We start from the raw sequence: 15,556 nt of genomic DNA on the forward strand, positions 1-15,556 counted from the left end.
GCAGGGCTCAGGCCAGCTTGTCGGGACACGTAGCAACCATCGTCGCGCTGTTCTGCACCGGTACCCAGGAGCGTGAACTGCCGTTTTGCGTGGTTTCCATGTACTTCTCCGTTACCTGGTAGACGCGGAGGTAGCCACTGCTCTTTCCGCACCACTGGCTTACCCGGGTAGATCCCGGCTGCCACCGCGCATCCGTGGTTTTCGGCGGGTAGGAGAACTGCTCGATAAGGCCAGTAATGCCCGGCTGCTTGATGGCGTCCAGGTACTGGATGCCTGCGGCACGTGCCTCGGTGGATTCCGAGGCGGCCATCGTCTGGAAGGTCGTGGTAAGCCGTTCGACAAAGGACGCCTTGTCGACGTCCGTTGAAACCTGCGTTGCTGCGAGCGAGGTTTGTTCAACCGGTGCGGCTGCGGTGGCTGCCCCCGGGATTGAGGCCAGCAAAATCGTTCCAATCAATAGTGAGTTGCCAATCAACGTTACGTTCATTGAGACTTCCTGGTGTCTGGACGCGGGAACGGCAGCTCGGACGCTAGGTCAGTATCCGGGGGGCTGTCAAATGATCCCCGGTTATCGATCTTCCACTTCGACATAGCGCACGACGGGCTTCTCGACATTCTCACGGACGGGCGGGTCGTCGTTCCACAGCGGGCGCAGGAGAATCTGGCCGGGAGTGGCTTCAATTCTTACGTGCACGCCCACCTCGAAGCCGAACTTGCGCAGCCAGGCGCCGCGCAGGGTAACCATGGGGTAGGGGCCGAAGTGGTCGCGGTCGTCCTCACCCAGTTGAGGCACGGCGCGTACGTTGTGGTGATAGCTGGGGGTGTAGCTGGGTGCGCAGCGGGGTAACAGCAGGATGACTTCTTCTTCGTCTTCGGGCCACTGGACGGGTTTGGGTTTCATCTTCGCTCCTCCAACAGGGAATGGCCCTCGCCGGTCAGGGCGAGGGCGTCGGGAGGTCAAAACCGTGCAAGCCAGACGGCGGGTGTATTCCCCCGTGAGGGGTCTTGTATTAGCCACCCTCCCGACATGGGACATCCTCAATTTTGGCTCACCGGAGTTTTGAGCTCCGGGGAGAACCTTGCCCGCGGACGTCGAAGAAGCGAAATCGATTGTGTCTCTTGGGTTTGCGATTTCAGTAGGCTGTATCTACTGGTTGTCGGGTGTGGCACGGAAATGCGGGAAATGCGGTGTTTGTGTGTGAGCCAGGGCACAAAAAATGTTGTTCGCCGGCGTGCATCATTTGGTTTGGAGGGTGTTTCGGGGCGTCGTAATCGGTCCGGTGGGCGCGAGTGGCGCGTGGGGTGGGTGAGATCAAGAGCAGTTTTGATCGGGGTTCATGCGTTACCGGGTGTGGGTGGTGCGAGGGCAGTCGTTTGGGAACCGACCCTACGGCGCCTCGGGGTCCGACGGCCTTGTGCCCGGCCCGGCAGTCCGGTGTTCGTTCGCGGTGTACCCGGTTGCGCGCGCGAGGGCGGGTTGGGGTGGTCTGGCGGCCGGGCAGGGTCGGTGGCACCGATCGCCGGCGTGAACGATTCATGTCTATACATGACGGCCAAGGTGTGCCGATCCGGGCAGTCTGCGCGCAGTGCGACAACGTGTCGCAGCCGTTTCCGGGCCTTTCCTGCGCCAGATCATTGTCAATGCCTTTCTTAAATGGTGCGTGACGGCATAAAATTAGGGGGCTGACATGAACGTCCTCCGTGCCGCCCCCTTGGGACCGGTACACCCGGCTTTGGCCGGAGGGGCGCGCTTGAGAAGGCATTCCCTACGCAATTGGATCGACCGATGATTCCGTTGAAATCCCTTGGGCGCTGGCTGCGCCCGGGCCTGCTGTTCGCGTTGTCCGTGTTCATGACGGGCTGCAGCTCGGCCATTCTGGCCCCGAAGGGCCAGGTCGGCCACGATCAGAAGACCCTTCTGATCACGGCCACCGTGCTGATGCTGCTGGTCGTCGTGCCGGTCATCATCATGACCCTCGCCTTCGCCTGGAAGTACCGTGCCTCCAACACCAAGGCCCGTTACGAGCCGAAGTGGTCGCACTCCACCGCGATCGAAGTGGTCGTCTGGTCGATCCCCTGCATGATCGTGCTGGTGCTGGCCGTGCTGACCTGGCGGTCTTCGCACTCGCTGGATCCGTACCGTCCGCTGGAGTCCGATACCAAGCCGGTGGTGATTGAAGCCATTTCGCTGGACTGGAAGTGGTTGTTCATCTACCCGGAAGAGAACATCGCGACGGTCAACGAAATCACCTTCCCGGTGAACACCCCGCTGAACTTCAAGATCACGTCCGATTCGGTGATGAATGCCTTCTTCATCCCGCACCTGGGCAGCATGATCTACTCGATGACCGGCATGGAGACCAAGCTCCATCTGATCGCCAACGAGACCGGCACCTTCCCGGGCATGTCCTCGCACTACAGCGGCGCGGGCTTCAGCAAGATGCATTTCGACGCCAACTCGGTGACCGAAGCCGAATACCAGGCATGGCTGGCCAAGGTGCGTGCGCAGAGCACCCCGATGGACCAGGCCGCCTTTGGCGCGCTGGTGGCCGACAAGAACCACGACTGGCACCCGGTGACCTACTTCGGTACCACCGAAACCGGTCTGTTCGACTGGGTCGTTGCCCGCCACATGGGTGACAACCAGCACTACGGCATGGACCACAAGGCCATGGATCACAAGGGCATGTCGCACGGCGCCGAGGGCGAAAGCCACGAAGGCCACGAGATGCCGGCCGGTGCCCATGACATGCCGGCCGACCATGCCGAACACACTGCAGACGAGCACGCCGCCGCCGGTCACGCCGGCCACGCAGGCTCGGGAGAATAAGCATGAATCCGTTGGGCAAACTGACATTCGCTGACATCCCGCACGACCCGATCATCATCTCCACGCTGGTTGGCGCGGGGATCGGTGGCCTGCTCGTGCTGGCCCTGATCACCAAGTTCAAGCTGTGGGGCTATCTCTGGAAAGAGTGGTTCACCTCGGTTGACCACAAGAAGATCGGCGCGATGTACCTCATCGTCGCCTTCGTCATGCTGCTGCGCGGCTTTGCCGACGCCATCATGATGCGTACCCAGCAGGCCATCGCCGCCAACGGCGCCGAAGGCTTCCTGCCGCCGCACCACTACGACCAGATCTTCACCGCCCACGGCGTGATCATGATCTTCTTCGTGGCGATGCCGCTGATCACCGGCCTGATGAACGTCGTGGTGCCGTTGCAGATCGGCGCGCGCGACGTGGCCTTCCCATTCGTCAACTCGCTCAGCTTCTGGCTGTTCGTGGCGGGCGCGGGCCTGGTGATGATCTCGCTGGGCGTGGGTGAATTCGCGCAGACCGGCTGGCTGGCCTTCCCGCCCTTGTCGGGCAAGGAGTTCAGTCCAGGGGTAGGTGTCGATTACTACATCTGGGGCCTGCAGGTAGCAGGTCTAGGCACCACACTGAGCGGTATCAACTTCTTCATCACCATCCTGAAGATGCGTACCCCGGGCATGAAGCTGATGCACATGCCGGTGTTCACCTGGACCGCGCTGGTCACCAACGTGCTGATCATCGCCGCCTTCCCGGTGCTGACCGTCACCCTGGTGCTGCTGACCCTGGACCGTTACCTGGGCACGCACTTCTTCACCAATGACGGTGGCGGCAACGCCATGCTGTACATCAACCTGATCTGGATCTGGGGTCACCCGGAAGTCTATATCCTGGTGCTGCCGGCCTTCGGCGTGTTCTCCGAAGTGATCGCCACGTTCTCGCGCAAGGCGCTGTTCGGCTACAAGGGCATGGTGTACGCCACCGCCTGCATCGGCGTGCTGTCGTTCATCGTGTGGCTGCACCACTTCTTCACCATGGGTTCGGGTGCCAACGTCAATGCCTTCTTCGGCATCACGACGATGATCATCTCCATTCCCACCGGCGTGAAGATCTTCAACTGGCTGTTCACCATGTTCCGCGGCCGCGTGCAGTTCACCAGCCCGGTGCTGTGGACGATCGGCTTCATGGTCACCTTCACCATCGGCGGCATGACCGGCGTGATGCTGGCGATCCCGGCCATCGACTTCGTGCTGCACAACAGCCTGTTCCTGATCGCCCACTTCCATAACGTCATCATCGGCGGCGTGGTGTTCGGCATGTTCGCCGGTATCACCTACTGGTGGCCGAAGATGTTCGGCTTCCGCCTCAACGAGGCCTGGGGCAAGCGCGCGTTCTGGTGCTGGTTCATCGGCTTCTACGTGGCCTTCATGCCGCTGTACATCCTGGGCTTCATGGGCATGACCCGCCGCATGCAGAGCTACCCGAACCCGGAATACCAGCCGCTGCTGGTCATTGCGATGGTCGGTGCGTTCATCATCGGTGCCGGCATCCTGTGCCAGATCATCCAGGTGGCCGTGTCCATCCGCGACCGCAAGAAGACCGCCGACCTGACCGGCGATCCGTGGGATGCCCGTACGCTGGAGTGGGAAACCTCTTCGCCGCCGTCGTTCTACAACTTCGGTTCGCTGCCCAAGGTCACCGAGCTGGACGACTTCTGGGAGCGCAAGCAGCGTGGTGAGGCGTGGGAACGCCCGGCCAAGTACACCGACATCCACATGCCGCGCAACACCGGTACCGGTGTGGTGATTGGTGCCTTCAGCCTGGTCTTCGGCTTCGCGATGATCTGGCACATCTGGTGGCTGGCCATCGTTGGCCTGGTCGGCATGATCGGCACCTTCATCTGGCGCACCTTCGACAAGGACGTGGATTACTACGTGCCGGCTGCCGAAGTGGAGCGGATCGAAAATGAGCACCGCCGTCACCTGCAGGCGCAGGGTCTGGTGAAATCGGAGTTGCAGGCATGAGCAGCACTATCGCCAACAACGTGAACCACGGGCACGCCGCACACGCGGCGGCCCATGGCCATGATGACCACGAGCACCACGACACCGGCGAGAACACCGTCTTCGGTTTCTGGGTGTACCTGATGAGCGACTGCCTCATCTTCGCCAGCCTGTTCGCGACCTACATCGTGCTGGCCGGCGGCACCAACGGTGGCCCGGGTCCGAAGGACCTGTTCGACCTGACCTTCGTAGCGTGGGAAACCACGCTGCTGCTGGTGTCCTCGCTGACCTTCGGCCTGGGCATGATCGCGCTGCACAAGCACAAGGTTGGCCAGATGTACCTGTGGCTGGGCCTGACCTGGCTGCTGGGCTTCGGCTTCATGGTCATGGAAGTGTGGGAGTTCAACCACCTCATCCATGAGGGCTTCGGTCCGGACCACAGTGCGTTCCTGTCGGCGTTCTTCGCGCTGGTGGGCACCCACGGCCTGCACGTGAGTGCCGGCCTGCTGTGGCTGCTGATCATGTTCATCCAGATCAAGCAGAACGGCCTGACCCCGACCAACAAGACCCGCATGGCGTGCCTGAGCCTGTTCTGGCACTTCCTGGACCTGATCTGGATCGGCGTGTTCTCCGTCGTCTACCTGAAGGGAGCGCTGTAATGGCCGCACATGACAATCACGCACACGACCACGGTCATGGCGCCGCCGGCGAAAGCCACGGCAGCGTCAAGTCCTACCTGGTTGGTTTCCTGTTGGCCGCGGTGCTCACCATCATTCCCTTCTGGGCGGTGATGAAGGGCGGCCTGCCGGTCTTCACCACGGGCGTCATCATCGTGGTGGCGGCCATCCTGCAGATCTTCGTGCACCTGATCTTCTTCCTGCACCTGAACCGCTCGTCGGAACAGCGCTGGAACGTCAGTGCGGCGGCCTTCACCGTCGTGGTGATCGGCATCATCGTCGCCGGCACGCTGTGGGTGATGCACAACATGAACGTGCACATGATGCATTGAGGTCCACCGACCGCATGCATGCAGAAAGGCCGCCCCAAGGGGCGGCCTTTTTGTTTGGGTCGGCGTTGGGTTGCGGGGTTACGCGGCGTTGCGCAGGAACTCGTCGGCGGCCACCGGCTTGCCCAGGTGGTAGCCCTGAAGGAGGTCGCAGCCCAGTGCGTTGAGGTAATCGCGCTGGCCGGCCGTTTCCACGCCTTCGGCCACGATCTGCAGCTGCAGTGAACGCCCCAGCGCGATGATCGAGGACACAATCGCGGCATCTTCAGCGTTGTCTTCCAGATCGCGCACGAACGCACGGTCGATCTTCAGTTCGGTGGCCGGCATGCGCTTGAGGTACAGCAGGCTGGAATAGCCGGTGCCGAAATCATCGATGGAGATGTTCACCCCCATCGCGGTCAGCCCGTGCAGGATCTGCAGGCTGGCTTCCACATCCTGCATGGCCGTGGTTTCCGTCACTTCCAGGGTGAGGTGGTGCGGGGCCAGGCCGTGCCTTTCCAGCGTGCGCTTCACCGTTTCCAGCAGCGTGGTCGAGGCGAACTGCAGCGGCGAGAGGTTCACCGCCATTGACCACGTCACGTGCCCGGCGTCATGCCACTGCCGCAGCTGCGCGCAGGCCTGGTCCAGCACCCAGTCGCCCAGCGGCAGGATCAACCCGCTGCGTTCGGCAATGGGAATGAAAGTGTCCGGGCCCAGCAGGCCCAGTTCGGGGTGCTGCCAGCGCACCAGCGCCTCGGCACCGATCAGCCCGCCGCCATCGGCCCGGAACTTGGGCTGGTAATGCAGCACCATTTCATCGCGCTGCACCGCGCGGCGCAGTTCCTGCAGCAGCTTGAGCTGGCGGTTGGCGCTGACGTGCATCGACTCGGTGAAGAACGTATAGCCGTTCCGCCCGGAATCCTTGGTGTGGTACATGGCCGCATCGGCGTGCGCCATCAGTTCGCGTTCGGTGGTGGCATCGGTGGGGTACATCGCGATGCCCAGGCTGGAGGTGACGTGCAGGTCATGCCCATCGATCTCGAACGGCTCGCCCACGCAGGCGATGATGCGCTCGGCCACCACGGCGGCATCCTCGGGCACATCCAGCTGGAACACGATGACGAACTCATCGCCGCCCAACCGCGCGAAGGTGTCGTGCCCGCGCAGCAAGCCGCTGACGCGCTGGCTCACTTCGATCAGCAGCTTGTCGCCCAGCTGGTGGCCGTAGGCATCGTTGATGGCCTTGAAGCCGTCCAGGTCGCAGAACATCACCGCGAAGCTGAAGTTGCGGCGCTTGGCCTTCTCAATGGTCTGTTCGATGCGGTCCTGCAGCAGCATGCGGTTGGGCAGCTGGGTGAGCGGGTCGTGCAGCGCGGCCTGCAGCAGCTTCTCGTTGGCCTGGGCCAGCGAATCGGCCAGCAGGCCGGTGCGGGTACGCATCTGGCGGTCGAACAGCGAGGCGATCAGCGCGATGCCCAGCGTGGCCAGGGTGGTGACGATGACCAGCACCGCCAGCCACTTGGTATCCAGGCCGTTGGCGTACACCGCGCCGCAGATGCTGCCTTCCGGGAAGTTGGCGGCGGCCATGCCGGTGTAATGCATGCCTACGATGGCCAGGCCCATGACCAGCGAGGCCAGCCCGCGCAGCAGCCCGGTATGGCGCTGCTGGCTGCGCAGCCGGAAGGCGATCCACAAGGCGGCACCGGCGGCGACGATGGCAATGAGCAGCGAAGCGGTGAACCACAGCGGGTCGTAGTCGATGCCGGGCTCCATCCGCATCGCGGCCATGCCCAGGTAATGCATGCAGGCGATGCCCAGGCCCATCAGCACCGCGCCGGCCACCAGGCGCGGCCACGGCAGTTCCGGGCGCGACACCAGCCACAACGCATATGCCGATGCGCCGACCGACGCGGCCAGCGAGTACAGGGTAATGGCGAGGTCGTAACCGACCGGGATCGGCAGGTGGAAGGCGAGCATGCCCACGAAGTGCATGGACCAGATGCCCAGGCCCATGGCGGCAGCGCCACCGGCCAGCCACCAGCGGGCCACACGGCCTTCGGTACTGGCCAGCCGGCCGGCCATGTCCAACGCGGTGTACGAGGCGAGGATGGCAACCAGCAGCGAGAAAACGACGAGACTCTGGCTGTAGGTGCCGGTCATGGAAAAGCCTGGGGGTACATGGGGAAGGGAAAGGCGCGGGCGCCCGCCACGGTATCGGCCGGGGCGGGGCAAGGTTGAGCGGGGGCGTTCAGCCGGCGGTTGGGCGCGCGTCTCGGTTGCTGCGACGCGGCTCGGCTATCCTGCCCGACAGACGATGAATTGGATTTGACATGGCCAAGCGGCTCACCGCCTACGTGTGCACCGAATGCGGCGCGGAATACAGCAAGTGGCAGGGGCAGTGCACCGAGTGTGGCGCCTGGAACGTGCTGAGCGAGATCACGCTGGAAAGCGCTGCGGCTACCAAGTCGCCGGCCGCGCGCCGCTCGGGCTGGGCCGGCAAGGTCGATGCGCCGAAGATCATGGCGCTCAAGGACGTGCAGCAGACCGAGCACCTGCGGGTAAGCACCGGCATCGGCGAATTCGATCGCGTGCTGGGGGGCGGCCTGGTCGAAGGCGCGGTGGTGCTGGTGGGCGGTGACCCGGGCATCGGCAAATCGACCCTGCTGCTGCAGGCGGTGGCGAAGATGGCCGCCACGCTGCCGGTGCTGTACATCACCGGCGAGGAATCGCTGTCGCAGGTGGCCGGCCGCGCGGTGCGGCTGGACCTGCCGCTGGACAACGTCAACGCGCTGGCCGAAACCCAGGTGGAAGCGATCCTGCAGCACGCCAGCGCGGCGCGGCCGAAGCTGATCGTGGCCGATTCGGTGCAGACGCTGTGGACGGAATCGCTGACCGCCGCCCCGGGCTCGGTCAGCCAGGTGCGCGAGAGCGCGGCGCGGCTGGTGCGCTTTGCCAAGGAAACCGGCACGGCCGTGTTCCTGGTGGGGCATGTAACCAAGGAGGGCGGCATCGCCGGCCCGCGCGTGCTCGAGCACATGGTGGATGCGGTGCTGTATTTCGAAGGCGAGAGCGGCAGCCGCTTCCGCCTGCTGCGCGCGTTCAAGAACCGCTTCGGTGCGGTGAACGAGCTGGGCGTGTTCGCGATGGGCGAGAAGGGGCTGAAGGAAGTCTCCAACCCCTCCGCGATCTTCCTGTCCGGTGGCAGCACCCGCCAGCCGGGCAGCTGCGTGATGGTCACCCGCGAAGGCACCCGGCCGCTGCTGGTGGAAGTGCAGGCGCTGGTGGATGCCTCACCGCTGTCGAACCCCCGCCGGGTGGCGGTGGGCCTGGAGCAGAACCGTCTGGCGATGCTGCTGGCGGTGCTGCACCGTCACGGCGGGGTGCTGGTGGGCGACCAGGACGTGTTCGTGAACGTGGTGGGCGGTATCCGCGTGCAGGAAACCGCCGTGGACCTGCCGGTGCTGCTGGCGGTGTTGTCCTCGCTGCAGGACCGGCCGCTGGCGGAGAAGACGATTGCCTTTGGCGAAGTCGGCCTGTCCGGCGAGATCCGCCCGGTGCCGAACGGCGAGGACCGCCTGCGCGAAGCGGCCACCCACGGCTTCAAACGCGCCATCGTGCCCAAGGCAAACGCGCCCAAGACGGGCAGCGTGAAGGGCATGGAAGTCATCGCCGTAGAGCGCCTGTCAGAAGCCATCGACGCGATCTAGCGGAATCGGCAGGTGCCGACCGTTGGTCGGTACGCGCTTACCGGGTATGCCCGAATACCAGTTCGATCACGAACTGGCTGCCGAAGAACGCCAGCAGCAGCAGCGCCATCGCGGTCAGCGTCCAATGCACCGCCTTGGCGCCGCGCCAGCCATACCGGCGGCGGCCGATCAGCAACGTGCCGAACACGATCCACGACAGCACGCTCAGCACGGTCTTGTGCACCAGCTTCTGCGCCAGCAGGTCGTCCACGAACAGCACCCCGGTCACCAGGGTCAGGGTGAGCAGGGCAAAACCCACCGCGATCACCCGGAACAACAGCGATTCCAGGTCCGCCAGCGGCGGCAGGGCACGCAGCCACGGGCGGAAATCGCGGCGGCGCAGGGCGCGTTCCTGCAGCCACAGCATGATCGCCAGCAGCGCGGCCACGCTCAGGGTGGCGTAGGCCAGCAGCGCCATCCAGGCGTGGGTGGCCAGCTGCCAGCCCAGCGGCCGGCTCGGTGCATGCCCGTAGCCGTGGTAGACGCACAGCACCGCTGCGGCCATCGGGAACACCAGCACGCCCAGCGCGGCCATGCGCCCGCGCGCGGCCACCAGCGAGGTCAGCCAGGCCATGCCCAGCCCGACCAGCGACAGCGCCGCGAAGAAGTGCATGTCCGGCCCGCCGCTGGTGTGCAGGGCCACCAGTGCGTGGTAGCTGCCGTGCAGGACCATCGCCGGCACCGCCGGCCACAGCCAGGTGGGCGAGCGGTTGGCGTCATCGCGCACCACCGCGCGCACCAGCAGGGCGGTGGCAGCCAGGTACAGGAGGGTCGCGATGAGAACGATTGTCATCGTGTCAGTTTCGCATACCCCCGGGCCGTCGGGGGAGTGCGGCGGACCCGCTATACTGTGCGTCTCTTTGTCTTTCGTTCTGAACAGGTTGCCTCCATGTTCGAGTCCCTGACCCAGCGCCTCTCCGGCACCATCGAGCGGCTGCGTGGCCGCGGTCGCCTCACCGAGGAAAACATCCGCGAGGCCACCCGCGAAGTCCGCATCGCGCTGCTGGAAGCCGACGTCGCCCTGCCGGTCGTGCAGGCCCTGGTCGAGCGCATCAAGGTGCGCGCGGTTGGCCAGGAAGTGCTCAAGTCGCTGACCCCGGGCCAGGCGCTGATCAAAGTCGTGCGCGACGAGCTGACCGCTGTGATGGGCTCGGCCGCCTCCGACCTGAACCTCAACGTGCCGGCCCCGGCCATCATCCTGATGGCGGGCCTGCAGGGTGCGGGCAAGACCACCACGGTGGGCAAGCTGGCCAAGCACCTGAAGGAAAAGCGCAAGAAGAAGGTGATGGTGGTGTCGGCCGACGTCTATCGTCCGGCTGCGATCGAGCAGCTGAAGACCCTGGCCGACCAGGTGGGCGTGCTGTTCTTCCCGTCCAGCGCCGACCAGAAGCCGGAAGCCATCGTGCGCGCGGCCATCGATGATGCGCGCAAGTCGTTCGTGGACGTGCTGCTGGTCGATACGGCCGGCCGCCTGGCCATCGACGAAGCGATGATGGCCGAGATCAAGGCCCTGCACGCGGCGGTGAACCCGGCTGAAACCCTGTTCGTGGTCGATGCCATGACCGGCCAGGACGCGGCCAACACCGCCAAGGCCTTCGGCGAAGCACTCCCGCTGACCGGCGTGGTGCTGACCAAGACCGACGGTGACGCCCGTGGTGGTGCCGCGCTGAGCGTGCGCTACATCACCGGCAAGCCGATCAAGTTCGTCGGCGTCAGCGAAAAGCCGGACGGCCTGGACGTGTTCCACCCGGACCGTATCGCCAGCCGCATCCTGGACATGGGCGACGTGCTGTCGCTGGTGGAGCAGGTCGAGCAGCAGGTCGACAAGGACAAGGCACAGAAGCTGGCCGAGAAGGTCGCCAAGGGCAAGAAGTTCGACCTGAACGACATGCGCGACCAGCTCGAGCAGATGCAGAACATGGGCGGCATCGGCGGCCTGATGGACAAGCTGCCGGGCCTGGGCCAGATCCCCGAGCACCTCAAGCAGCAGGTCAGCCAGGGCAAGGAAGTGCCGCGCATGATCGCCATCATTAATTCGATGACCAAGAAGGAACGCCGCAACCCGGGCCTGCTCAACGGCTCGCGCCGTGCCCGCATCGCGCGCGGTTCCGGCCTGACCCCGGCCGACGTCAACAAGCTGATGAAGCAGTATCAGCAGATGGAAAAGATGATGAGCAAGATGGCCGGCGGCGGCATGAAGGGCATGATGCGCAGCATGAAGGGCATGATGGGTGCCATGGGCGGCCGCGGCGGCCTCCCGTTCCGCTGAGCCCGCGCCATGCGGCGATCATGCGTAGGGACACGCCATGCGTGTCCACGGGACACCCGGCGTAGACTGTAAAGGTCGACCCCCAAGGTGCGCCCCGCATGACCGACCCGCGAATCCTCGAACGCGCCGACAACTTCTGTCGGCGTTTTTTATTGCAGTCCCCGATCCTGCTGGCCCCCATGGCGGGCGCTTGCCCGGTGACGTTGTCGGCCGTACTGGCCAACCACGGCAGCATGGGCGCCATGGGCGCGGTCCTCTCGCAGCCGCAGGACATCGTGGCGTGGATGGACGCCTTCCGCTCCCAGTCCACTGGCCCGGCACAGGTCAACGTGTGGATTCCGGACGCTGCGCCCGAGCGCGATGCCAGCGCCGAAGCAGCCACCCGCACCTTCCTCGCGCAATGGGGCCCGGAAGTCCCGGCAGACGCCGCCGACGCCGGCCCGGCCGATTTCGACGCGCAGTTCGACGCACTGATCGCCGCGAAACCTGCAGTCGCCTCCACCATCATGGGCGTCTTCAGCGCCGCCCAGGTGCAGCGCCTGAAAGACGCCGACATCGCCTGGTTCGCGTGCGCCACCACCTTGGCCGAAGCGCTGGCCGCCGAAGCAGCCGGTGCCGATGCGGTAGTGGCGCAGGGCTTCGAGGCCGGCGGCCATCGCGGCGCGTTCGACCCGGCGGCTGCCGAGCGCCAGCTGGTGGGCCTGTTCGCCCTGGTGCCGCGCCTGGCCGACCGCCTGCAGGTGCCGGTGATCGCCGCAGGCGGCATCGCCGACGGGCGCGGCATCGCTGCCGCGCTGATGCTGGGGGCCAGCGCGGTGCAGATCGGTACCGCGTTCCTGCGCACGCCCGAATGCGCGATCGACCCGGCCTGGTCGCAGGCGCTGGCCACCGCCGAACCCGAAGACACCTGGCCGACCCGTGCCTTCAGCGGCCGGCTTGGCCGTGGCCTGGCGACGCCTTATGTGCGTGCAGCCGCTGATCCAACCGCGCCGCCGCCGCGCCCGTACCCGGTGCAGCGCGGCCTGACCGCGCCGATGCGTGCCCAGGCCAACCGCGAACACCGCATCGACGCGATGCAGGCGTGGGCCGGGCAATCGGCCTGGATGGCTGCCGACAAGCCGGCGGCCGAAGTGCTGCGCACATTGTGGGCTGACGCGCGCGGATTGCTGGGATGAGCGTGTACTGCAACGGCCACCGCGCCAGCGCCGACGAACTGGCCGGCGCGCTGGTCAACTACGGTCACTTCACCTCGCTGCAGGTGCGTGGCGGTGCGGTGCAGGGGCTGGACCTGCACCTGCGGCGCTTGCGCCAGGGCACGGCGGAACTGTTTGGCAGCACGCTGGACGGCACCCAGGTGCAGGCCTGGATGCAGGCGGCGCTGCAGGCTGAAGGCGTGGCCGACGCCTCGCTGCGGGTGACGGTGTTTTCCCGCGCGTTCGATTTCCGCCAGCCGCTGCAGCCGGTACCGGTGGATGTGCTGGTCGCGGTGGCGCCGCCGGCATCGGCACCTTCATCACCGCGACGCGTGTGCAGCGTGCACTACCAGCGCGAGCTGCCGCACCTGAAACACGTTGGCACCTTCGCGCTGTTCCAGCAGCGCCGCCAGGCGCTGCAGGCCGGTTTCGACGACGCGCTGTTCGTGGATGCGCACGGGCTGGTCAGCGAAGGCACCACCTGGAACGTGGCCTTCGCACGCAACGGCGAGGTGGTCTGGCCGCAGGCACCGGCACTGCGCGGCACCCATGAGCGCCTGCTGCAGGCGGGGTGGGGCGGGGCACCGACACTTGAAGCGGTGGGCCTGGAGCAGCTGGGCGGGTTCGACGCGGCGATAGGCCTCAACGCCACCGGCGTCTGGCCGATTGCGGGCATTGATGGGTACCGGTTTGCCGAGTCCGAGGCGCTGGCGAGGCGCGCAGGCGAAATCCTTGCCGCCCAAGCGTGGACGGCCCTGTAGAGACACGCCATGCGTGTCCCGCACGATCCCGAACTGAGCCGGTTTTCCGTGGGACACGCATGGCGTGTCGCTACGCGGGGTCCCATTCAGGTTCAGCATCCTCCTCGGGCTTGGAATGCCCCGGACCCGCCGCTATAATCGCCGGCTTACCGCGCCATCCTGGCGACTGGGCAATAGAGGAAGCAACACCATGGTCAAGATCCGACTGACCCGCGGCGGCGCCAAGAAGCGTCCGTTCTACCACATCATCGTGACCGACTCGCGCAGCGCGCGTGACGGCCGCAACATCGAGCGCGTGGGTTACTACAACCCGGTTGCCCAGGGCGCCGAAGCCCGCATCGTGCTGGATATCCCGAAGGTCGACGCATGGGTTGCCAATGGCGCCCAGCTGACCGACAAGGTTCGCAACCTGTACAAGGAAGCGACCAAGGCCCAGGCCGCTGCGGCCTGATCCTGAAGGGCCGCGCCTGGCGCGGCCCGTCGGCATATACAGATGAAAGATACCGAGCGCCGCATCCTGCTGGGCAGGATTGTCGGCGCTTTTGGTGTGCGAGGCGAGATAAAGCTCGAGTCCTGGACCGAGCCGCGTACCGCCATCTTCAACTATCAGCCCTGGATCCTGCGCTCGCCCGCCGGCCAGGAGAGCACCCTCAAGGGCGCGCGCGGACGTCAGTCCGGCAAGCACCTGGTAGCGGTGTTTCCCGATATCACCGACCGCGATGTGGTCGAGTCGATGTACGGAACCGAAGTCTATGTAGCACGCAGCGCACTGCCGCCGCCGAAGGCCGACGAGTATTACTGGGTCGACCTGGAAGGCCTGCAGGTGCGTACCGTTGATGGCGTCGAACTGGGGCGGGTCTCGCACCTGTTCTCGACCGGCTCCAACGACGTGGTGGTGGTGCAGGGCGACCGTGAGCGGATGATTCCGTTCGTGCAGCCGGACTTCGTGAAATCGGTGGATTTCGAGGCCAACCTGGTCATCGTTGATTGGGACCCGGAGTTCTGACCGGTGCGCATTGACGTCATCACCTTGTTCCCGGAATTCATGGCGCAGTCGGCCGCGCTGGGCGTGGTCGGCCGTGCAGCCGAGCGCGGCCTGCTGGACCTGCATGGCTGGAATCCGCGTGACTACGCCGAGGGCAACTACCGCCGGGTGGACGACCGTCCGTTCGGGGGTGGCCCGGGCATGGTGATGCTGATCGAGCCGCTGCGCGCCTGCCTGGCGGCGGCCAAGGCGGCCGACCCGGCGCCGGCCCCGGTGATCTACCTGAGTCCGCAGGGCAAGCCGCTGACCCAGGCCAAGGTCCGGGAACTGGCGGCACTGCCGCGCATGATCCTGCTGTGCGGGCGCTATGAGGGCGTGGACGAGCGCTTCCTGGCGGCCGAGGTCACCGAGGAAATCTCGATTGGCGATTACGTCCTGTCCGGCGGTGAGCTGGGCGCGGCGGTGATCGTGGATGCCGTCACCCGGCTGCAGGAAGGCGCCTTGAACGACGCCGAGTCTGCCGCCCAGGACAGTTTCGAAGGCCCGCAGGGGCTGCTGGACTGCCCGCATTTCAGCCAGCCGGCACAACATGAATGGGGCAATGTCCCGGACGTGCTGCGCTCGGGCAACCACGCGGCCATCGCCCGCTGGCGTCGCCAGCAGTCGCTGCTGCGGACCTGGCTGCGGCGCCCGGACCTGCTTGACGAGGCCAGCCTGTCCAAGGCCGACCGGATCCTGCTGGACCAGGCCAAGGCCGAACTGCCGTAACGCCTGGCCGGGGTGGTAACCGCCCCCAGATGTG

15 protein-coding genes are annotated in these 15,556 nt (G+C 65.6%); 11 read left to right on the plus strand and 4 right to left on the minus strand.

All coding sequences use genetic code 11. The annotated features are described in order from the left end of the window. Positions 1-7: 7 nt before the first annotated feature. Positions 8-487, minus strand: coding sequence for a hypothetical protein (locus tag NMB40_RS03680; protein WP_494360193.1), 480 nt, complete (start codon positions 485-487; stop codon positions 8-10). Positions 488-568: 81 nt separating this feature from the next. Then, positions 569-901: a SymE family type I addiction module toxin gene (locus tag NMB40_RS03685; RefSeq protein ID WP_282245990.1), complete on the minus strand. Its 333-nt coding sequence runs from the start codon at positions 899-901 to the stop codon at positions 569-571. Between the two features lie 885 nt (positions 902-1,786). Here NMB40_RS03685 and cyoA point away from each other — a divergent pair. The 4 genes from cyoA to cyoD are packed head-to-tail and all read left to right on the plus strand — an operon-like array spanning position 1,787 to position 5,824. After that, the gene (gene cyoA / locus NMB40_RS03690) at positions 1,787-2,830 is read left to right on the plus strand and encodes a ubiquinol oxidase subunit II (protein ID WP_282245988.1); all 1,044 of its coding nucleotides are present in this window, start codon (positions 1,787-1,789) and stop codon (positions 2,828-2,830) included. Between the two features lie 2 nt (positions 2,831-2,832). After that, positions 2,833-4,836, plus strand: a complete 2,004-nt coding sequence (gene cyoB / locus NMB40_RS03695; RefSeq protein WP_478064519.1) for a cytochrome o ubiquinol oxidase subunit I — start codon at positions 2,833-2,835, stop codon at positions 4,834-4,836. Next, complete coding sequence (gene cyoC / locus NMB40_RS03700; RefSeq protein WP_068850257.1) at positions 4,833-5,474, plus strand: cytochrome o ubiquinol oxidase subunit III; 642 nt, start codon at positions 4,833-4,835, stop codon at positions 5,472-5,474. The genes cyoB and cyoC overlap by 4 nt, the downstream gene beginning before the upstream one ends. Then, entirely contained in the window at positions 5,474-5,824 is a 351-nt protein-coding gene (gene cyoD / locus NMB40_RS03705; protein WP_282245983.1) for a cytochrome o ubiquinol oxidase subunit IV, read from the plus strand. Before cyoC ends, cyoD begins: the two co-directional genes overlap by 1 nt. 78 nt (positions 5,825-5,902) lie before the next feature. Here cyoD and NMB40_RS03710 read toward each other — a convergent pair whose 3' ends face one another. Further along, positions 5,903-7,960 (minus strand): putative bifunctional diguanylate cyclase/phosphodiesterase, encoded by a 2,058-nt coding sequence (locus NMB40_RS03710; RefSeq protein WP_494360194.1) that lies wholly within the window; start codon positions 7,958-7,960, stop codon positions 5,903-5,905. Positions 7,961-8,130: 170 nt separating this feature from the next. Between NMB40_RS03710 and radA the strand changes: the two genes are divergently transcribed. Beyond that, the gene (gene radA, locus NMB40_RS03715) at positions 8,131-9,507 is read left to right on the plus strand and encodes a DNA repair protein RadA (protein ID WP_282245979.1); all 1,377 of its coding nucleotides are present in this window, start codon (positions 8,131-8,133) and stop codon (positions 9,505-9,507) included. Positions 9,508-9,544: 37 nt separating this feature from the next. Here radA and NMB40_RS03720 read toward each other — a convergent pair whose 3' ends face one another. After that, entirely contained in the window at positions 9,545-10,339 is a 795-nt protein-coding gene (locus NMB40_RS03720; RefSeq protein WP_282245977.1) for a cytochrome C assembly family protein, read from the minus strand. A gap of 96 nt (positions 10,340-10,435) precedes the next feature. On the opposite strand from NMB40_RS03720, the gene ffh reads away from it, so the two are divergent. From ffh to trmD, 6 genes are all read left to right on the plus strand, one after another. Beyond that, positions 10,436-11,815, plus strand: a complete 1,380-nt coding sequence (gene ffh, locus NMB40_RS03725; RefSeq protein ID WP_282245975.1) for a signal recognition particle protein — start codon at positions 10,436-10,438, stop codon at positions 11,813-11,815. A gap of 98 nt (positions 11,816-11,913) precedes the next feature. Next, entirely contained in the window at positions 11,914-12,990 is a 1,077-nt protein-coding gene (locus tag NMB40_RS03730; RefSeq protein ID WP_494360195.1) for an NAD(P)H-dependent flavin oxidoreductase, read from the plus strand. Continuing rightward, positions 12,987-13,769 (plus strand): aminotransferase class IV, encoded by a 783-nt coding sequence (locus tag NMB40_RS03735; protein ID WP_494360196.1) that lies wholly within the window; start codon positions 12,987-12,989, stop codon positions 13,767-13,769. Before NMB40_RS03730 ends, NMB40_RS03735 begins: the two co-directional genes overlap by 4 nt. 190 nt (positions 13,770-13,959) lie before the next feature. Beyond that, positions 13,960-14,220, plus strand: a complete 261-nt coding sequence (gene rpsP / locus NMB40_RS03740; RefSeq protein ID WP_068850278.1) for a 30S ribosomal protein S16 — start codon at positions 13,960-13,962, stop codon at positions 14,218-14,220. Between the two features lie 42 nt (positions 14,221-14,262). Continuing rightward, on the plus strand, positions 14,263-14,775 hold the full coding sequence (gene rimM, locus NMB40_RS03745; protein WP_068850280.1) for a ribosome maturation factor RimM: 513 nt from the start codon (positions 14,263-14,265) through the stop codon (positions 14,773-14,775). A 3-nt stretch (positions 14,776-14,778) separates the two neighbouring features. Continuing rightward, positions 14,779-15,522, plus strand: coding sequence for a tRNA (guanosine(37)-N1)-methyltransferase TrmD (gene trmD, locus NMB40_RS03750; RefSeq protein ID WP_282247132.1), 744 nt, complete (start codon positions 14,779-14,781; stop codon positions 15,520-15,522). Positions 15,523-15,556 lie beyond the last annotated feature (34 nt).

It is taken from the genome of Stenotrophomonas sp. FBCC-B152, from assembly GCF_059134105.1.